This is a genomic window from Paraburkholderia phymatum, from assembly GCF_040965635.1.
Classification (GTDB): domain Bacteria; phylum Pseudomonadota; class Gammaproteobacteria; order Burkholderiales; family Burkholderiaceae; genus Paraburkholderia; species Paraburkholderia phymatum_B.
In genome coordinates, this window is record NZ_JBFRCH010000004.1 from 1 (window position 1) to 19,371 (window position 19,371).

13 protein-coding genes, 1 tRNA gene and 1 pseudogene are annotated in these 19,371 nt (G+C 62.6%); 3 read left to right on the forward strand and 12 right to left on the reverse strand.

What is annotated here, in order from left to right:
• Positions 1-321 precede the first annotated feature (321 nt).
• Positions 322-2,308 (reverse strand): annotated as a pseudogene (locus AB4Y32_RS09500) (GAF domain-containing sensor histidine kinase); the annotation flags it as partial.
• Between AB4Y32_RS09500 and AB4Y32_RS09505 the strand changes: the two are divergent.
• On the forward strand, positions 2,225-2,968 hold the full coding sequence (locus AB4Y32_RS09505; protein WP_368721523.1) for a hypothetical protein: 744 nt from the start codon (positions 2,225-2,227) through the stop codon (positions 2,966-2,968). The pseudogene AB4Y32_RS09500 and the gene AB4Y32_RS09505 sit on opposite strands and share 84 nt — an antisense overlap.
• A 199-nt stretch (positions 2,969-3,167) precedes the next feature.
• Here the strand turns inward: AB4Y32_RS09505 and AB4Y32_RS09510 are convergent.
• From AB4Y32_RS09510 to fdnG, 7 genes are all read right to left on the reverse strand, one after another.
• Positions 3,168-3,260, reverse strand: a tRNA-Sec gene (locus AB4Y32_RS09510).
• Positions 3,261-3,403: 143 nt separating this feature from the next.
• Positions 3,404-5,344: a selenocysteine-specific translation elongation factor gene (gene selB, locus AB4Y32_RS09515; RefSeq protein WP_368721102.1), complete on the reverse strand. Its 1,941-nt coding sequence runs from the start codon at positions 5,342-5,344 to the stop codon at positions 3,404-3,406.
• Positions 5,341-6,786 carry an L-seryl-tRNA(Sec) selenium transferase gene (gene selA / locus AB4Y32_RS09520; protein ID WP_368721103.1) on the reverse strand — a complete coding sequence of 482 codons (1,446 nt, stop codon included), beginning with the start codon at positions 6,784-6,786 and terminating at the stop codon, positions 5,341-5,343. Before selA ends, selB begins: the two co-directional genes overlap by 4 nt.
• Positions 6,787-6,816: 30 nt before the next feature.
• Positions 6,817-7,749: a formate dehydrogenase accessory protein FdhE gene (gene fdhE, locus AB4Y32_RS09525; protein WP_368721104.1), complete on the reverse strand. Its 933-nt coding sequence runs from the start codon at positions 7,747-7,749 to the stop codon at positions 6,817-6,819.
• An 88-nt stretch (positions 7,750-7,837) separates the two neighbouring features.
• Complete coding sequence (locus tag AB4Y32_RS09530; protein WP_368721105.1) at positions 7,838-8,473, reverse strand: formate dehydrogenase subunit gamma; 636 nt, start codon at positions 8,471-8,473, stop codon at positions 7,838-7,840.
• Entirely contained in the window at positions 8,470-9,408 is a 939-nt protein-coding gene (gene fdxH, locus AB4Y32_RS09535; protein WP_368721106.1) for a formate dehydrogenase subunit beta, read from the reverse strand. The genes AB4Y32_RS09530 and fdxH overlap by 4 nt, the downstream gene beginning before the upstream one ends.
• A 9-nt stretch (positions 9,409-9,417) precedes the next feature.
• A complete protein-coding gene (gene fdnG / locus AB4Y32_RS09540; RefSeq protein ID WP_368721107.1) occupies positions 9,418-12,489 on the reverse strand; it encodes a formate dehydrogenase-N subunit alpha in 3,072 nt (1,023 codons plus the stop codon).
• Between the two features lie 266 nt (positions 12,490-12,755).
• On the opposite strand from fdnG, the gene AB4Y32_RS09545 reads away from it, so the two are divergent.
• The gene (locus AB4Y32_RS09545; RefSeq protein ID WP_368721108.1) at positions 12,756-14,144 is read left to right on the forward strand and encodes a YhjD/YihY/BrkB family envelope integrity protein; all 1,389 of its coding nucleotides are present in this window, start codon (positions 12,756-12,758) and stop codon (positions 14,142-14,144) included.
• Positions 14,145-14,539: 395 nt separating this feature from the next.
• Positions 14,540-15,727: a porin gene (locus AB4Y32_RS09550; protein WP_368721109.1), complete on the forward strand. Its 1,188-nt coding sequence runs from the start codon at positions 14,540-14,542 to the stop codon at positions 15,725-15,727.
• 124 nt (positions 15,728-15,851) lie between these two features.
• Here the strand turns inward: AB4Y32_RS09550 and AB4Y32_RS09555 are convergent, their stop codons facing one another.
• From AB4Y32_RS09555 to bcsG, 4 genes are all read right to left on the reverse strand, one after another.
• Positions 15,852-16,763: a peptidase gene (locus AB4Y32_RS09555; protein ID WP_368721110.1), complete on the reverse strand. Its 912-nt coding sequence runs from the start codon at positions 16,761-16,763 to the stop codon at positions 15,852-15,854.
• Positions 16,764-17,131: 368 nt separating this feature from the next.
• Entirely contained in the window at positions 17,132-17,383 is a 252-nt protein-coding gene (locus AB4Y32_RS09560; protein WP_368721111.1) for a hypothetical protein, read from the reverse strand.
• Between the two features lie 245 nt (positions 17,384-17,628).
• Positions 17,629-17,805: a hypothetical protein gene (locus AB4Y32_RS09565; protein WP_368721112.1), complete on the reverse strand. Its 177-nt coding sequence runs from the start codon at positions 17,803-17,805 to the stop codon at positions 17,629-17,631.
• Complete coding sequence (bcsG, locus tag AB4Y32_RS09570; RefSeq protein ID WP_368721113.1) at positions 17,802-19,352, reverse strand: cellulose biosynthesis protein BcsG; 1,551 nt, start codon at positions 19,350-19,352, stop codon at positions 17,802-17,804. The genes AB4Y32_RS09565 and bcsG overlap by 4 nt, the downstream gene beginning before the upstream one ends.
• Between the last annotated feature and the right edge of the window lie 19 nt (positions 19,353-19,371).

Consider the following 19,371-nt stretch of genomic DNA (forward strand, 5'->3'; position numbering starts at 1 on the left):
ACGGATGTCGAGCCGCTGGGTAAAAGACGCGACCGGTAGTGGTCTGACGCCGTGCCAGTGATACCGCGATCCCTGTCTCGGGCGCTCGGCAGAAGTGCGATAAAAAAACGGGTTGTTCAGACCTTCCTAATACCTCCCTTCGAAGTGCTGGACGAACCGTGCTTAGAGCTATAGGTCGGGAAGCGCTATCACTGAAGAAGCGAGACGTAGTTACAACGTCGGTTATCTGAAGAAAAAACAACTTTGGAATAGGCGACGCGTCCCACTTCTCAATGACGCCTTCTGGCCGAGAGCACCAGCCCCGGAGCTAACGTTCGAGTCTCAACGACAGCTTTCCGGCGACGTGGGTGTACGCGTACTCCCGGCCACAACCTGCCATTCAGCCAGCGGGGATGTCTGCCGTTTGAACGGCTGCAGTACACCGGAACCTGACAGACGCACTACGCGCACAACTCGGCCACCATGCGCGTCGATGATCGAACGACAGATCGACAGCCCCATCCCCAAGCCGGTGGGCTTCGTGGTGTAGAAGGGGCGAAAACATGCTCGGCGCTGTGAGGAGCAAAGCCCGGCCCCGAATCGCGCACTGTCACGAGCACGCAGTCGTTGTCGGCATTCCCTGTGCTGATCAGCATTTGCCGCACGCCGTCGCTGACGCCGCCCATCGCCTCGAACGCGTTGATGAGCAGGTTGAGGAGCACCTGTTGCAGTTCGACACGGTCTCCTTCGACGAACGGCAAGCTGTCCGCGAGTTGTGTGTGCACTGAGGCGCCGCTCTTCGAGGCTTCACCACGGGTAAGCTCGATCACCTCGCGGATCGCCTCATTGATGTCGACCGATTCCTTCCGCGGTGGCGCCTTCCTGACCAGCTGACGGATCCGGCCGAGCACGTCCCCCGCCCGATTGGCTCCTTGATAATACGGCCGAGCACTTGCCCGACCTCGTCGACATTGGGAGGCTGAGCACTCAGCCACCGCAGGGCAGCCTGAGCGTTGGTCACCGTCGCGGCGATCGGCTGGTTGACTTCGTGAGCGATCGAGGCCGTGAGTTGCCCTATGGTCGCGACTCGGTTCGCATGCGCCAGCTCCGTCTGCACCTCTCGATAGCGCCGCTCGCTTTCGCGGGCCTTTTCCTCCGCCTGTTTGCGCTCGGTCAGATCGAGTACGAAAGCGACACCCTGGTTCCCTCCTTCTTCGAAGCTCACCACGCCGATCAGCACAGGCACCCGACTGCCGTCCTTCCGGAAATACTCCTTCTCTAGCGGTTGCAAGCGACCGGTTTGCTTGAGCTCCGGCAGCCATTGCCGGACATCGCGGTCGAGCCATTCCGGCGGGGTCAGGTCGGTCAATCGGACGCGACCGGAGACAATATCCTCACGCTCATAGCCCACTATGCGAAGAAACGCGTCATTGGCCTCGAGAATTTCACCACCGGCATTCCAGACAATGATCCCGATGATGTTGGCGTCCACCAGGCGCCGGATCTTCGCTTCGCGTTCCGCGAGATCGCGGTACAAACGAGCATTTTCCAGTGAGATCGCAGCCTGCGAGGCCACCAGCTTCAGCACGACGATACGGGCCGGGCTGAACACACGGGCCGTCAGACTGTTTTCGAGGTAGAGCGCGCCGGTGAGCTTCGACTGATTCATCAACGGCAGGCAGAGTATTGAACGGGAGCGATGCTGACGGATGTAGGGATCTGCGGCAAACGAGGAGTCAGCGGCGGCATCGTCGAGAAAGATGCTCTCCCGGGTGCGCAGCACATGGTAGAGGATCGACTCCGGCAGCATCGCCGCGCTCACGGGCACATCGCGCAGCTGCAACCACGTCGCGTCGCAGCCCGTCGTCGCTTCCGCCGCTATCCGTTGTTCGCCGCCGTCCGCCAGGATCAACAGGCCTCGTTCGGCGCCGGCCTGTTCAATTGCCGTACGCATGATCATATCGATCAGCTTTTCAAGGACGATGTCTCCTGAGGCCGCCTGCGACACCTTGATCACGGTCGCGAGGTCGAGGTGTTCGACGGGCGTTACGATCGTGTTCGTCGGTCCGGGCGCGGGCTCTTCCCTCCCGAGGTATGGATACCGCTCCTCAAGTTGCCGCACCTTCCCGTCGGCTCCCCAACGCAGGTAGCCGTAGCGGGCGTCCTGCAAATAAACACGGGCAATCTTTTCCAGACCACGCGCCGCGTAAAAGCGGGACGCGAGTTCGTTGGCGAGCGCCTCGGTATGGACAAAGCCGCTTTCCTGAGCCAGGCGGATGGCCTGTTCATAGAGCTGCTCCGCTTCGACCACATGGCCTTCGATCCGGGCAGCGCGGCGGAAGTCCGATCCGCGCACTTGGTCGCGGAATTGTTAGATGAGATACACCAACGTCCCGAAAAATTCGCCAACGGCTGTCGTACTAGCGAGTTTATACAGCATGCTGCAAACACTTTGTTCGACGGTAACCTATCCCGGTTAGCTAAGTATCTGGGCAACGTAAGCGTTATCGAAAATTGCTGCCGCGATCGCCACCGCAAGATATCGCTTCCAATGTTGACCACTATCGCAGACCGTTGTGACTGCAAGATATCCGACGTCGTACTTGGAAACGATTTGAAATTACACAAGATGTATGCGGACGCTAAGGCCACCAGCGTCACGCTAGCTCGCCAACGCGGCGTCCGAACATTCAAAACTTCAGACGCCTTGCTTACAGAGCTAGATAAGCTTGATAAATTAGGGATACTTCATAACCTAAGTCAAGCCAGCCGACTTCTTGATGTGAATATAAATTGTTTGCAAACACTGACCCCAGACTTTGCAGCAATGTTAGTGCATCGGGGACAGGAATCGAGACGGATGGAAAAGTTGACGTGCAAGGAAAGGGCCTTTGACGAATACTGGAGACATTTTCAAGAACTGCGCCAGGAAGGCGTAACGTCAACAAGGAAGAAGTTGCGGAGCGGATATTGCCGCGTACCGGAGTAAAGAAGAATTTGGTATATAGCGAATTCCACACGAGAGCATTGAAGCTCCTCAACTCATCGACTGTCAGAGGTGACAACAATGCTCCAGAAACGCCTCCAAAAACGGGAGCAGACCAAAAAACAGGCAATTCTTGTCGTAAACGACATTAATTGATGAACTCTACAAAAAAAGAGTGCGGGAATAACCCGGAAACTGACGGCGGAAGGCAGCCGGAGTCGAACCGACCGAGGAGTGGCTGACACCCCTCACTGGGTTTGAAGCCCAGCCGCACCACCAGATACGAATGCCTTCCGTGTCCAACTTCGATCAGCCGTGCAAAGAGAAACGAGATCAACGCATCACGTGACGCACCCCGCTTTCCGCAACCGATTATAGCGGCCGCTCATCGTCACGGTCAGTCCAGTTGCGCCTGCAACCGACAACCGACCATCGGCATCACACGGCCGCTTCGCACACCAACGCCTCATGCAATTGCGAATCCGGCCTCAGCCAGTGAACGTCGCGCTGAAAGCGCGTATAGCCGATGCGGTCGAAGAACTCGAGAATCTGGATCGCGCGCTTACGTCCCAAGCCCGTCGCATCGCGAAACGCCGACGCGCCCAACGCGCCGCCACCCTCCCCGGCGATAGCGGCAACGAGCCGCGCCAGTTCACGCACAACCTCGCGGTGATAGAACAGATCGCGCACGACCTGATACACATCGCCCTGCCGGGCGAGCTTGCGCAGCACCTGGCGCACGGCATCCTCGTCGCGCGCTGTCGTCTTCGCGAGATCACGCACCCACGGCGGATCGTAACGGCCTCGCACGATCAACGGCAGCAACGCACTTGCGAGAACCTGCTCGCGCGCATCTAGCGACACCGTATGCGTCGGCAGATGCAGCCACGGCCCGCTTCTCGCGACTGCGCCCTCGTCGACGAGCGAATCGATCAACGCGCGCCACATCGCATCCGGCACCAGCGGCCCAGCAATGCGCCGCAAGCGCGCGGCGTCGGGTCCCAGTTCGTCCGGCGAGCGCGCGTGATACTGATCGAGCGCCGCCATCACCTGCGAACGCAGACGCGCCCAATGCGAGCGCAACACGATCACCGCATCGCCGGCATCTTTGCCGTGCAGCGCAATTTCAGTGGCATCGGCGGGAAGGGGCAATGCTTCGGCGGGCAGGCCCGTCAGTTGCATCAGCATCGAACGCGATACGCCGCGTGGCGCTTCTTCGAGCAGCGGACCGATGCGCCCTTCACCGAGCCACACGCGCAACGCATCGAGCCACGCGCGCCTTTCCGCTGTCCGGCGTTTGCGCGGCGGACCGAACGGATCGAGCACGCGACCGCCGCCGACCGTGCGCGTCGCCTGTGCATTGCGCACGATGAAGCGGTCGCCCGGCAGCGCGCACACAGGAGCATCGAAGACGAGCTGCACGCGCGCCGCGTGTCCCGCGTCCAGCGTATCGTCATCGAGCAGCGCGACATGCGCGACGCGATGCAGCGTGCCGATATGCACATGCAGCGGCGCCCAGTGTTGCAGCGTGATGCCTGCATCGTCGAGCAGCGTCAGTTCGACGTCGAGCCGCTCGCCTGGCTTCGCGAGCCGCGCATCGACGATCCAGTCGCCGCGCGCGATCGCTTCCTTGTCGATGCCCGCGAGATTCAGCGCACAGCGCTGCCCCGCACGGCCCACATCGGACGCGCGGTTTTGCGCGTGGATACTGCGCACGCGCACGGCCTGATGCGAAGGTTCGAGCATCAACGTGTCGCCTGTCGCGACGCGTCCCGCGAACACAGTGCCCGTCACGATCGTGCCCTGCCCCGCGAGCGTGAACACGCGATCGATCGCAAGACGGAACAGCCCATCGTCGCGCCGGCCTTGCCACGCGACAGCAGCATCACGCAGATGAAGCGAAAGCGCGCACACGCCGCTATCGTCCGGCGCGGTCGCGTTCGTCTCGAAGAAAGGAGCGTCGTTGAACGGCGTCGATGCGAGCCATGCGCGAATCTCGTCGCGCACTTGCGCGAGACGCGCTGCATCGACGCGATCGGTTTTCGTCAGCGCAATCGCGCCGCGCGTGACACCCAGCAGTTGCAGGATCGCAAGATGCTCGCGCGTTTGCGGCATGATGCCGTCGTCGGCGGCGATCACGAGCAAAGCGTAGTCGATGCCGCATGCGCCCGCCGCCATCGTATGCACGAGCCGTTCGTGGCCCGGCACATCGATCATGCCGAGCACGTCGCCGTTATCGAGCGGCGTGTACGCGTAGCCGAGTTCGATCGAAATGCCGCGCGCTTTCTCTTCTTTCAGGCGGTCGGTATCGACGCCCGTCAATGCGCGCACGAGCGTTGTCTTGCCGTGATCGATATGACCCGCCGTACCGACGATCATAGACGCAGCTCCGCACATTGCGCGGCGAACGCCGCTTCGTCGGCGGCTTCGAGGCAACGCAGATCGAGACGCAGCGCATCGTCGGTAATGCGGCCGATCACGGGGCGAGGCAACGCGCGCAGCGCTTCTTCGAGTTTCATCAGCGCGCGGCCCCCGCGCTTGCCGTGTGCGTTGCGCACCACCAGCCCATAGCTCGGCAATTGATCGACGGGCAATGCGCCGCTGCCGATCTGGCTCGCCATCGGTTCGGCCGTCACCGCATACGCTGATCCGAGCACACGTTGCAGCACGTCTTCCAGGCGCTCCGCCTGTGCCTGCATGTCGGAAGCGGGACGCGTCAACAGGCGCAGCGTCGTCAACCGCTCGCGCAACAGTTCGGGCGCGCGATATAGCTGCAACACAGGTTCGAGCGCCGCGAGCGTGAGCTTGCCGACCCGCAGCGCGCGCTTCAACGGATGCTTCTTGATCTTGCGGATCAGCTCCGCGCGTCCGACGATCAATCCCGCTTGCGGGCCGCCCAGCAGCTTGTCGCCGCTGAACGTGACGAGATCGGCGCCCGCATCGACGGCCTCGCGCACGGTCGGCTCGCGAGGCAAGCCGTATTGCGCGAGATCGACGAGCGTGCCACTGCCGAGATCGACGGCCATCGGCAAGCCACGCGCATGCGCAAGCTGCGCGACGTCATCGACGGACACGCTTGTCGTGAAGCCCTCGATTGCGTAGTTGCTGCAATGGACTTTCATCAGCAGCGCGGTGCGCGTGTTGATCGCTTCCTCGTAATCCTTCAGATGCGTGCGGTTCGTCGTGCCGATTTCGCGCAGCTTCGCGCCCGCGCGCGACATGATGTCGGGAATGCGGAACGCGCCGCCGATCTCGACAAGCTCGCCGCGCGACACCACCACTTCCTTCTTCGACGCCAGCGCCGACAGCGTGAGCAGCACGGCCGCCGCGTTATTGTTGACGACGGTGGCCGCCTCGGCACCCGTCAGTTCGCAGATGAGTTCGTCGATCAGATCGTCGCGATCGCCGCGCCTGCCCGTCGCGAGATCGAATTCGAGGTTCATCGGCCGCGTGAGCGCAACGACCACCGCGCGCACCGCTTCGTCGGGCAACAGCGCGCGGCCCAGATTCGTATGCAGCACCGTGCCCGTCAGATTGAACACGGAACGCAGATGAGGCCGTGCGCGCGCTGCGAGCACACGCTGTGCATCGTCGGCGAGCCTCGCTTCGAAGCCGAACGACGCATCGAACGGAGCGCCCGCAAGCAGTTCGCGCCTGAGCGTGTCGGTTGCGGCGCGTATCGCATCGACGACTTGCGTGTGGCCATATTCATCGATCAAACGCTGCGCCATCGGCGTCGACAGCACGCGCTCGACGGCGGGCACGCGCGCAAGCAGCGCGCGCGGGTCATCGCCCAATTCGTTGCCCGACACTTCGCTCACGCTCGCACTCCCCGTGCATGTATATGAGCTTCACTCGTCCGACGGCACCTCGGGCCACAGCAGCGGATTCGGACTACTGCGCCGGTAGCCTGCTTCGTTCATCAGCAGATCGAGCGTGAGGCTCGCGAGATCGTCGGCGAGCGGCTCGAAGTCGTAGTCCTTCTCCTGATAGCCGATCTTCCGGTACGTGTGGCATTCGTCGCACGATTCGGCCTTCAGCGCTTCGCTGCCGCCGTCGATGCCGTGATACGCGATGCCCTTCGTCGAATCGCAATTCGAGCACTTGACGCGCACCACGTGCCACTCCGTCGAGCACAGCCCGCATTGCAGATAGCGCAAGCCCTGATACTGCCCGCCGACGCGCACGATGCTCGCCACCGGCTGCGCGCCGCATACGGGACATATGCCCGGCGTGTCGAGATACGGCACGTCGCGCTCGTCGATGCGGCTCGCGATGTCCGTCCACACCACTTGCAGCGCCGCCATCACGAACGGCGCGGACGCGGGATCGACTTCGTTGAAGCGCAGCGCGAGGACCGCGTCGGCGAGCGCGTCGAGTTCTTGCGCACTCTTCATGCGCAAGCCGTCGATCACTCGCGCGAGCGCGGGCGTCACGAGACCGGCCGCTTCGACGCGATCGAGCAGACGTTGCAGCACGTCGTGCCACACGGGATCGCGCTCCGTCGTCGACGACGGTGCGATCGGCATCGAGTGCTGCTGTGCGAGAGCAATGGATTCGGCGGAAGGCATCGTCGCGCTCACTTGCGCGAGCGCCTGCTGCTGCGCGTCGGCGAGCGATGCCATCAGACGGACATACCCGCCGATCGGGCTCGCACCCGCAAGCTCGCGAAGACGCGCGGCGCGCGTCGAGAACAGCGTCGCGCGCTCGGGACGGCGGATGCGCGGAAGGGCCGAGTGATCGATTGATTCGATCTGGCCAGGCTCCAGGATGCGTTGCACCAATTCAGGTTCCTGCCGTTACGGTCTGGATGGCGTCAACAGTAGCAGATATGCGGATGCAGCGCGCGCTCTCCGGCACGCGCGCCGCCTGTCACTTGATGCTTTCGCGGAACCACTTCGGATGATGCTTGCGTGCCCAGCCGAGCGTCACCGTGCCGCGCACCATCGCGCTCACGGAGCCCTTGACCCACAGCGCCGCATAGATGTGAATGATGATTCCGCAGATCAGCACGAACGCCGTGATCGCATGAATCACGGCCGCAACGCGCAGGACCTCGATGGAAAAGTAGAACGAGAAATACGCCCGCCAGATCACGATGCCGCTCAGCAGCAGCAGCACGAGGCACACCACCATCACGAAGAACAGCAGCTTCTGCCCGGCGTTGTAGCGCCCGACTTCGGGCAACCGGTCCTCGCGCGCGGCGAGCACATCCCTGTATTGACGCAGCCATTGCCGGTCGTCGTCGTTCAGATAGTTGTGGTGCCAGAAGCGCAGCGCAAGAATCAGGAACGACACGAACATCACGATGCCGATGAACGGATGCAGGATGCGCGTCCACTGCCCGCCGCCGAACAACGCGGAGAGCCAGAACATCGACGGGTGAAACATCGCGAGGCCCGACAGCGCGAGCAGGACGAACGTGATCGCCGTGATCCAGTGATTCGTGCGCTCGTTCGCCGTATAGCGCACGATCAGATCCGGATTCTCTTGCCGATGCTGGTTCATTTGACGGGCTCCTGGGGCTTGCTTGCATGCCGCGCGCGGATATCGCGCGCTTCGTTGCGGGCGGCATCTTCGTCTTCGTCCGAGACCTCGTTCGGCCCGACGCGCGTGTAGTGGAAGAAGCCCGTCAGCGCGGTGAGCGCCATCACGGCGACGGCGAGCGGCTTCGCAACGCCCTTCCACAATTGCACGAAGGGGCTGAGGTGCGGATCGTCGGGCAGGCCATTGTAGAGCGACGGCTTGTCCGCATGGTGCAGCACGTACATCACGTGCGTGCCGCCCACGCCCTGCGGATCGTACAGCCCCGCTTTCTCGAAGCCGCGCTCCTTCAGGTCCGCGATGCGCTCCGCGGCATGCGCCTTCATGTCCTCTTTCGTGCCGAACACGATCGCGCCCGTCGGACACGTCTTCACGCACGCGGGCTCCTGGCCGACGCCCACGCGATCCGAGCAGAGCGTGCACTTATAGACGCGATGATCCGCCTTCGAAAGCCGTGGAATGTTGAACGGGCAGCCCGAAATGCAATAGCCGCAGCCGATGCAGTTTTCCTCGTGGAAATCGACGATGCCGTTCGTGTACTGCACGATCGCGCCTGGCGACGGACACGCCTTCAGACAGCCCGGGTCCTCGCAGTGCATGCAGCCGTCCTTGCGGATCAGCCATTCGAGGTCGCCTTTCGGGTTCTCGTATTCGGTGAAGCGCATCACCGTCCACGAATGCTCGGTGAGATCGCGCGGGTTGTCGTAGATGCCCGTGTTGACGCCAACCGTGTCGCGCAAATCGTTCCACTCCATGCACGCCGTCTGGCACGCCTTGCAGCCGATGCACTTGGTCACGTCGATCAGCTTTGCGACGCCGCCCGTCGCCGGCTCGCGCACTGACGTGGGCTGCACGGTCGTGGCGGAGATGCGCCTGATATCGAGCGATTGATATGCCATGACGCCTCCCTATGCCTTCTCGACCTTCACGAGGAACGACTTGAATTCCGGTGTCTGCGAATTCGCGTCGGCCACGACAGGCGTCAACGTGTTGGTGATATAGCCCGGTTTGGTGAGCCCCGTGAAGCCCCAGTGCAGCGGAATGCCGACCGTCTGCACCTTCTTGCCGTCGATCGTCAAAGGCTTGATCCGCTTCGTCACCACGACCACGGCAACGATGTGTCCGCGATTGCTCGTCACTTTCACGCGGTCGCCTGACACCACGCCGATCTGCTTCGCGTGCTCCTCGCCGATCTCGACGAACTGCTGCGGCTGGATGATCGCATTGAGGCGTGCGTGCTTGGTCCAGAAGTGGAAGTGTTCCGTCAGACGATAAGTGGTCGCCACATTCGGGAAATCGGCTGGCTTGCCGAACGCCGCCCGGTCGTCGGGGAACACGCGCGCGGCGGGATTGCTGGTCGCTTGCGGATTGTTCGGATGGAACGTGTTGTAGCCGAGCGGATTCTCGAACGGCTCGTAATGCTCGGGGAACGGACCTTCGTTCATCGCGTCGCGCGCGAAGAAACGCGCGACGCCTTCCGCGTTCATGATGAACGGACCCATGCCGTTTTCGGGCGGCTCGTCGAGCTTGAAGTCAGGGGTGTCGGTGCCGCTCCAGCTCGTGCCGTTCCACGCGATCAGCTTGCGCTTCGGGTCGAACGGCTTGCCGTTCACATCGCACGATGCGCGGTTGTACAGCACGCGACGGTTCGCGGGCCATGCCCACGCCCAGTTCAGCGTCTGGCCGATGCCCGTCGGATCGGAGTTATCGCGTCGGCCCATCTGGTTGCCAGCCTGGGTCCACGCGCCGCAGAAAATCCAGCAGCCGCTCGCGGTGGTGCCGTCGTCCTTCAGTTGCGCGAAACTGGCCAGCTGTTCGCCCTTCTTCACCAGCACCTTGCTCGGGTCTTTCGGATCGGGCAGATCGGCGAGCGCGCGGCCGTTGTATTCCATCGCCATTTCTGCGGGCGTCGGGCTTTCGGGATTCGCGTACGGCCAGCTCAGATTGACGATCGGGTCGGGATACTTGCCGCCTTGTTCCTTGTACGCCTTGCGCATGCGCACGAAGATTCCCGACATGATCTCGAGATCGCTGCGCGCCTCGCCCGGCGGCTCCACGCCCTTCCAGTGCCATTGCAGCACGCGGCTCGAACTGACGAGCGAACCGTTTTCCTCGGCGAAGCACGAAGTGGGAAGGCGGAACACTTCAGTCTGGATCTTCGACGAATCGACATCGTTGAATTCGCCGTGGTTCTTCCAGAACTCGGAGGTTTCCGTCGCGAGCGGGTCCATGATGACGAGCCATTTCAGCTTCGCGAGGCTCGCCGACGACTTGCCCTTGTTCGGCGCGGACGCGAGCGGATTGAAGCCCTGGCAGATGTAGCCGTTCATCTTCCCCTGGTTCATCAGCTCGAGGCCTTGCAGCAGGTCATACGGCTTGTCTAGCTTCGGCAGATAGTCGTAGCCCCAGTGGTTGTCGGCCGTCGCGGCGTCGCCCCACCACGACTTCATCATGCTGACGTAAAACGCGCGGTAGTTCTTCCAGTAGCTCAGCTGATTGGGCCGCAGCGGCTGCGACGCGCGCACCTTGATGTAGCCCTCGTAGTCCTGCTCGGGATCGTTCGGCAGCGTCATGTAGCCCGTCAGCAGATTCGACATCAGGCCGAGGTCCGTCAGCCCCTGGATGTTCGAGTGTCCGCGCAGCGCGTTCATCCCGCCGCCCGCGACGCCGATATTGCCCAGCAGCAACTGCACCATCGCGCCCGTGCGGATCATCTGCGAGCCGACCGAGTGATGCGTCCAGCCGAGCGCGTACATAATGGTGCCCGCGCGGTTCGGGGTCGCTGTCGTCGCGAGCGTCTCGCACACGTGCAGGAACTTGTCCTTCGGCGTGCCGCACGTTTTCTCGACCATCTCCGGCGTATAGCGCGAGTAGTGCTTCTTGAGCAGGTTGTACACGCAACGCGGATGCTGCAACGACATGTCCACTTTCGCGAAGCCGTCGTCGCCGCGTTCGTAGTCCCACGTCGACTTGTCCGGGTACTTGCGGGCCTTCGCGTCGTAGCCTGAATAAATGCCGTCGTTGAACGCAAAGTCTTCACGGACGATGAATGGAAAGTCCGTGTAGTTCTTCACGTAGTCGTGCTGGATCTTGTCGTTCGTCAGCAGATAGTTGATCACGCCGCCAAGGAACGCGATGTCGGTGCCCGTACGGATCGGCGCATAGAAGTCCGCGACGGACGCCGTGCGCGTAAAGCGCGGATCGACGACCATCAGCTTCGCTTTGTTATGCGCCTTCGCCTCCGTCACCCACTTGAAACCGCACGGGTGCGCCTCGGCCGCATTGCCGCCCATCACGAGAATCACGTCCGCGTTCTTGATGTCGACCCAATGGTTCGTCATCGCTCCACGGCCAAACGTCGGGGCAAGACCTGCCACCGTCGGGCCGTGTCAGACACGCGCCTGGTTGTCGAACGCGAGCATCCCCATGCTGCGCACGGTCTTGTGCGTCAGATAGCCGACCTCGTTGCTGCTCGCCGACGCCGCGAGCATGCCCGTGGTCAGCCAGCGGTTGACCTTCTTGCCGTCGGGCGTGCTCTCGATGAAGTTCGCGTCGCGGTCTTCCTTCATCAGCTTCGCGATGCGGTCGAGCGCGTCGTTCCACGAGATGCGTTGCCAGTGATCCGAACCGGCAGCACGATACTCGGGATACTTGAGGCGGCTCTCGCTATGGATGAAGTCGATCAGGCTCGCGCCTTTCGGGCACAACGTGCCGCGATTGACGGGGTGATCCGGGTCGCCTTCAATATGAATGATGCTCGTGGTCGCGTTCTTTGCGCCGTCGCCGAGGCCATACATCAGAATGCCGCAGCCGACTGAGCAGTAAGGACACGTGTTGCGCGTTTCGGTAGTACGAGCCAGTTTGTACTGACGGACTTCGGCGAGCGCGGGTTCGGGTGAGAAGCCCAGCAGGGCCAGGCTCGATCCCGTTAGCGTGCTCGCCGTCACCTTCAGGAACTGACGGCGGGACATTTGCAGCATGATCGCCTCTCGTTCTATTTGTGGGGAGGTGAGAAAAAGTATAAGTCGTTTCTTGCACGTCGTAAGCACAACAGAGCAGAACGACAGCACGTCATATGCCTGTCGGTTCGCAGTTGATGTATCGACATAGATAGATGGGCGCGACGCTTGCGTCATACCATTGACACTCGCGGCGTGTACGAGCACTGCGATGCACGGCGAATCCGCGAGCACGTGCCTTGCTGTCTGCATGAAGTCTCATCGATACCCGCATCAACAAGGACGTCATGGAACTCGATTCCCTCTCCGCCGAGAAGTTGCAGTCAGTGGCGAAAAAGCAGGCGTCGTGGGCTGTCGGCGCGCTGCGGCAGTTCGCCGACAACCGCTGCGCCGCGATGGCAGCGAGCATTGCGTTCTATGCGGCGTTCTCGCTCGCGCCGACTCTCGTCATGGTGATCGCGGTATCCGGCTGGTTCTTCGGCGCGGATGCCGCGCGCGGCGAACTCTTTCGACAGGTCCACGGCGTGCTCGGCAACGATGCCGCCGCCGCCGTCACGACGATCGTGCAGAACGCGCATCGCAGCGGCGGAGCAGGCGGCATCGCCGCTGTCATTTCGTTCACGATGCTTGCGATCGGCGCGTCGGCGACGTTCTCGTCGCTGAACAGCGCGCTCGATGTCGTCTGGCCATCCGAAGCGCCGCGCGCGTCGAGCGTGATGGCGCTCGTGCGCGTGCGGCTGATTTCGTTCGGTCTCGTGCTCGGCGTCGCGTTCCTGCTGATCGTGTCGCTGGTGCTCGATACGGCGATCACGTTCATCGGCAACATGCTGTGGGGCGATTCGCCGTATGTAGTGGTCGGCAACCTGCTGCAACTGCTCGTCGGCTGGCTGGTGCTTGCCTTCGCCTTTGCCGGGCTGCTCAAGTTCCTGCCCGACGCGCCCGTGCGCTGGCGCGATGCGCTCGTCGGCGGGACGGTGGCGGCCGCGCTGTTCTCGGCGGGCAAGAAGCTCTTCGCGCTCTACCTCGCGCACGCGGGCATGGCGAATTCGTTCGGCGCGGCGGGCTCGCTCGCGGTGCTCCTGATGTGGCTGTACTTTTCGGCCGTCGTACTGCTGCTCGGCGCCGAGTTTGCCGCCGCGCGCGGGCGCATGCACGATCCGCGCGGCGCGTGGGGCTTCGCGCCCGCCACGCCGCCCGGCAGCCGCGCGATGCTGGCGTCGGTGCTGGCCGCGTCGACGGTGGCGGCTGGTGCTGCGAAGCGCGGCTCCGTATGGGGCGCGGCGCCGCCGCACGCAGCCGGCGTAATGGCGGGTGCAGCCGGCACGGCAGCGGGCGCCGGCGGCGTTCCAGCGGACGCAGCCGGCATCTCGGCAGGCGCAAAACCGCGGCCGTCGGCTGTGGCAAAGCTCGTCGCGGCACACGACGCCGGCATCAGCAAAGCCGTGACCATCGGCAAAACGGTCGCGAAGGCGGAAACGCACGCGACGCGCGCCGCCGCGAACACGCTGGTGCGCGCGGGCCGCACGGCAGTTGCAGCGGACCGCTATGTCCGGCGCCACCCGTGGGGCTCGGTACTGGTCGCGGCAGGGACGGCGCTCTTTGTTGCCACAGTGGCCGGCCGCCGCCACAGCGTCGACGATGCCGGAGCACCGCCCGCCGCCAGCGACGCGCGTTAAGCGCACGCTTCAACGGAATCGTGCTTGCACGATCACAACGGAACGCGGATGTCCACCCGTAACAACAAGTTTTGCGCCGCCCGCGCCGATGGCTTCGTGATCTGGAAGCGGAGGTTTCCGCATTTGATTAGACAACTTTCTTACATGGCACTTGCGCAGAAACGCGCAATGGGTACCGACTTGCACGATCACTGTCATAAAAACAACAATAATGCATAGTCAAAGATTAAATATTGCCGAAAAAGCAACAATCGTCGACAAGCCGGCGATACAAGGCCTCTAACGGGCTGTCACATTTTCGATACACCTTAATTTTTTTCAGTTCTTACACTTGGAGACACTGCGCTATTCTCCGATTCGCAACAACGAAACCAATCATCTGCGTGGAGAAATGGATGAAACGAATCGCACTGTCTACCCTCTCGCTGGCACTGCTCGGCGCTGCAGGCGCGGCGCATGCACAAAGCAGCGTGACGCTGTACGGCTTGATCGATGAATCGGTCCAGTACGTGAATCATGCGAACCCGGCCAACAACCACCTGTTCACGATGTTCGCGGGCAACCTGCAGGGTGACCGCTGGGGCGTGAAGGGTACGGAAGACCTGGGCGGCGGCCTGAAGGCGATCTTCCAGTTGGAAAGCGGCTTTGACGTGAACTCGGGCAAGATGGGCCAGGGCGGCCGTCTGTTCGGCCGTCAGGCATACGTCGGTCTGACGCACGATGCGTACGGTACGCTGACTCTGGGTCGCCAGTACGACCCGGTCGTCGACATGGTTCAGGCGCTGACGGCTGACAACTACTTCGGCAGCACGTTCACCACGCCGGGCGACGTCGACAACAACGACAACAGCTCGCGTACGAACAACGCAGTCAAGTACGTGTCGCCGGTCTGGGGCGGCCTCCAGGTTGAAGGCATGTACGCTCTGGGCGGCGTCGCAGGCGCGACGGGCGCGGGCCAGACGTGGTCGGGCGCGGCAACGTACGGCTTCGGTCCGTTCAGCGTCGCAGCAGGCTACCTCCACATGACCAACGGCAACACGGCAGCAGGCCGTGGCGTGTCCGCAACGAGCCCGACGCCGGGCTGGGGTCCGGGCGCAACGTCGGACGGCACGTTCGACGGCTCGACGATCAACAGCGCATACGCTTCGGCGAAGTCGATCGGCATCGCTTCGGCGGCTGGTCAGTATGTCGCGGGTCCGTTCACGTTCGGCATCCGCTACAGCTTCGCGCAGTACAAGCCGGACGGCCTGTCGGCGTTCTCGCAGCAAGAGAAGTACAACGTTGCAGGCGGCTATGTTGGCTACCAGGTGACGCCGGCCATGCTGCTGGGTCTGGGCTACATCTACACGCACGGCTCGGGCGACACGTCGGCAAGCTACAACCAGGTTTCGCTGGGTGGCGACTACTCGCTGTCGAAGCGCACGGACCTGTACCTGATCGGCGCATACCAACACGCAAACGGTCACCAGCGCGAAAGCCGCACGTCGGTCGTGACGGCGGACGCTTCCGTCGGTTCGTACGGCTACCAGTCGGGCTCGTCGTCGCAAACGATCGTCAGCCTGGGTATCCGTCACAAGTTCTAATTCGAAGAACGAATGGCGTACGGCTCGAGACGTCGAGCCGTATTTCAGAAGCCAGCCGGAGGCGCGAGCCGAAGGCTGGTTTTTTTATTGGTGCAGGCTTATTTGGAGCATCTCTGCGCCCGGATTACCCGCGCGCTTTGGGCTTGTCGGCTTGCGCCAGGGTCTGTGCCGGACGCGCGCCGGCATCCACAGGGGCCTCATCGACATCGGCGTGCAGCGCGCCAGGCGCGCGATACAGCACCATCTCGCCGACATGTCCGTCGCGCGGCACATCGCCCGCGCTCCGCCAGTCCGGCTCGGGTATCTCGCTGAAGACCTGCCGCAGCCGCTCGCCCCACGTGCGGTGAATCATCTGGTAATACGTGTTGTCCTGATCGATCGACACGAAGCGTGTCACGCGCAGCGCATCCTTTTCGTAGACGAGCAGATCGAGCGGCAGCCCGACCGAGAGGTTCGAGCGCAGCGTCGAATCCATCGAGATCAACGCGCACTTGGCGGCTTCGTCGAGCGGCGTCGACGGCGCGAGCACGCGGTCGATGATCGGCTTGCCATACTTCGACTCGCCGATCTGAAAGTACGGATTCACACGTGACGACTCGATGAAATTACCCGCTGCGTAGATCATGAAGAGACGCGGATGCGGCTGCACGACACCATTACCGCCCGTGCCGCCATCGCCAATCTGGCCGCCAAGAATGAAGCTGCAATTGAAGTCGACGCCGAACGCCTGCAGCGCGCTCGCTTCACGCTGATGCACGTCGCGCACCGCCTGGCCGACGACGCGCGCGGCATCCGCCATCGTCGAGACGGTCCACAGCGTGGGCCGCGATGGCTCGGCCGGCTCTGACAGCTCGTGCAGCACGGCCTGCGTGAGCGACAGGTTGCCCGCGCTGAGCAGCACCAGCATGCGGTGTCCCGGCTCTTCGAACACCGACATCTTGCGCGCGGTGCTGACGTGATCGACACCGGCGTTGGTCCGCGTGTCCGAGAGGAACACGAGGCCTTCGTCGACGCACATCGCCACACAGTAGGTCATTTCGGTACTCCTGCGTCTCTCGATGTCTCGACGATAGACGACGTGCGGATCGGCCACTGGATCGCCCAGAAAAAACCCGTCGCCAAAAAAAGTCGATGGCGACGGGCTCGCTTCTACGCTCTCCCGGCATGGTACTGCATGCCGGCTGCTCCGCTACAGCAGAAGCGGAGTGCAAAGCGCCACCTCGCGAAAGCACCGGCAGCAATAAAAAGTCTCTGCCTTCAGGCTATTCAGGCTAATTACCCGCCAATGCGCCGGCGACATCGGTTTTTTTTGTTTTTTCAGACGAATGAATTTTCGCGTGACGCTCGCCTGATTAAAGGCACTAATACACAGCAAACAGACGCGACGCTAACCGCAGACGGCACTCACCCCGCTGCCCCCACATCAGGCAGATCAGCGCCATCCACATTCCTTTCCTCGGGAAGCAGCCCGTTATTGCGCAGACCCGAGATCACCTCTTCCACGCACGCGTCGTCGAGCAGACGACGGCCTTCAGTTCTGCGTCGAGCATTCGTTGCATCAATTCCGCGCTGCAGATCGGCAGCCTTTGCGGCGATCAATACGGCGATCCCGTAGCCGTAGCGCTCGGCGAGCTTGTTATCGAAAAAGTTCTTCACGATTCAATCTTTGGCGTTCCGTCTGACGTGCATTGCCGGTCCGGACAGGACGGTCGCCGTCCAGACCACACATTTTACGGACGTTGCGAAGCGTCCTGGCGTTGTATTGCTATTGCCTTCATTCCCCATGTCGGCAACTGCGCAAAGAACTTGAGGATGACGTGAGCCAGCAGTGTCCGTCGATGTGCCACATCCGCCATCCAAACGCCGCCGTGCCTCCAGGCGCCCGGCGATGATGTGACCTCTCAACGCCCTTCGAGCTTCATCAGCCGCGCGAGCAGCGGCCAGCGCACGAGCGCGTCCTCGTACGCGCCGCGCGCCTGTTCGTCCACGTAGCGCGCGACGTCGACTTCGGGTACATGACGCGCGAGGCCGTCAATGTCGTGTCCGGGCTCGCCCCCGTTTTCAGCGTGTTCTCTCATCGCGCGTCCACCCACACGCCGTCCGGGGTTCTGACCACATAGCCGTCCGCGGTCGCCATCGTCACGGTGCCCTCGTTCTCGCCGATCATCTGCGTCTGCGGCAGATTCGCCGCGTATTGTGAGAGCGCGACGCCGGGCTTGAAAGGACTGTTCGACACGAGGTTCGACAGCAACCGCGCGACAGCGAGGAAACTCGTCGGACGATCGATCACGGTAGTCGGACCGTGATTTCCGTCGAAGCCCACCAGCCGCACGCCGACCGGCCCGTGCACGACGCGCGGCGTCGGAATCTCCCGAAGCCCCGCCACCTGGTTGCTGTCGCCACGCAACGCAGCACCATGCTCGGGCACGAACACGATCACCGCGCGCCTGCCTGACGACGCAATCAGGTCCGCAAAGCGGTCGAAGTCGCTCATCAGCGTGTTCACGCGCTGCGGATAGGACTCGAGGCTCGACAAGCTGCTGTTGGGCAACCGGTTGCCGTCGTGCAGGCTGATCGTGTTGTAGTACAGCGCGACCGGACCGGGAATCTGCGCGCGTTGCGCGTACCACTTTGCAAGCGTGCCATAGTCGTCGTGAATCGCCGAACCGTCGAATGCATGCATTGCAACGGGCACGTCGGTGTTCGAAATCATCGGTGCGTTAGGCACGCCGATGTTGTCGTGAATGATCTGCAGGAAATTGTCGAAATGCCCGTCGTGGTTGAGCAGCGTCTGCGCGGTATAGCCCGCCGCCGCGAGTTGCCCGAACAGATGACACTGCGGCGGTGCGTCCTTGTACAGATCCGCATGCGACTCCTGTCCGCAGGTTGCACGCAGCACGCGAATCGCCGCCGGTCCGCTGTAGCTTGCGGCCGTGCTGAAGTTCGTGAACAGATAATCGAAGTGACTCAGCATCGGGTGATTGCGCGCCTTCGCTACGTCCAGGTCATCCCAGGAAAGCGAACAGATGTGCAATACGATCACGTCGAACTGGCGCGAGGGGTCGTCGGCGAGCTTGCCGAAATTCACCTGTCTCTGCGACTCGGTCTTCCGGAACGCCGCAAGCACCGCGTCGTGATCGGCCGGCTGCGCCACTGCCTGACGGGCGTCCGCTGCTGCCGTCGATGTCTGCGAAGTGCGTACGAGCAGCGCGGCGCCAGCTTGCCAGACGGGAATCGCGACAAGCGCCATGAACACGAACGTCGCGACGCGCAACCAGCGATTGACGAGCAGGTATCCGAGCACTGCGCCGACCAACGCGAGCAGCAACATCGGCGGCAGGAAGCGTCCCGCCAGTTCGAGCCAGTAGCCGCCGCTGAACGTAGTGAGGTTGCTGAATTCCTCGACCACGCGTGAGAAGGGCGGGACGTTCGCCTCGCGATACATCAGCGGCAGTCCGATCGCGAGCCCGATCAGGTTGCGCACGACGCGCAGCGAGCGGCGCCGGAACATCGAGGTCGCCGCGAGGACAGCTGCGAAAGCGATATTCGCGATCCACAGTGGCGACAGATGGCCAGACTCAAACAAATAAAGCTTGGCGATGAAATACAGGTTCCACAAAGTCATGATCGAGGTCAGAGAGTCT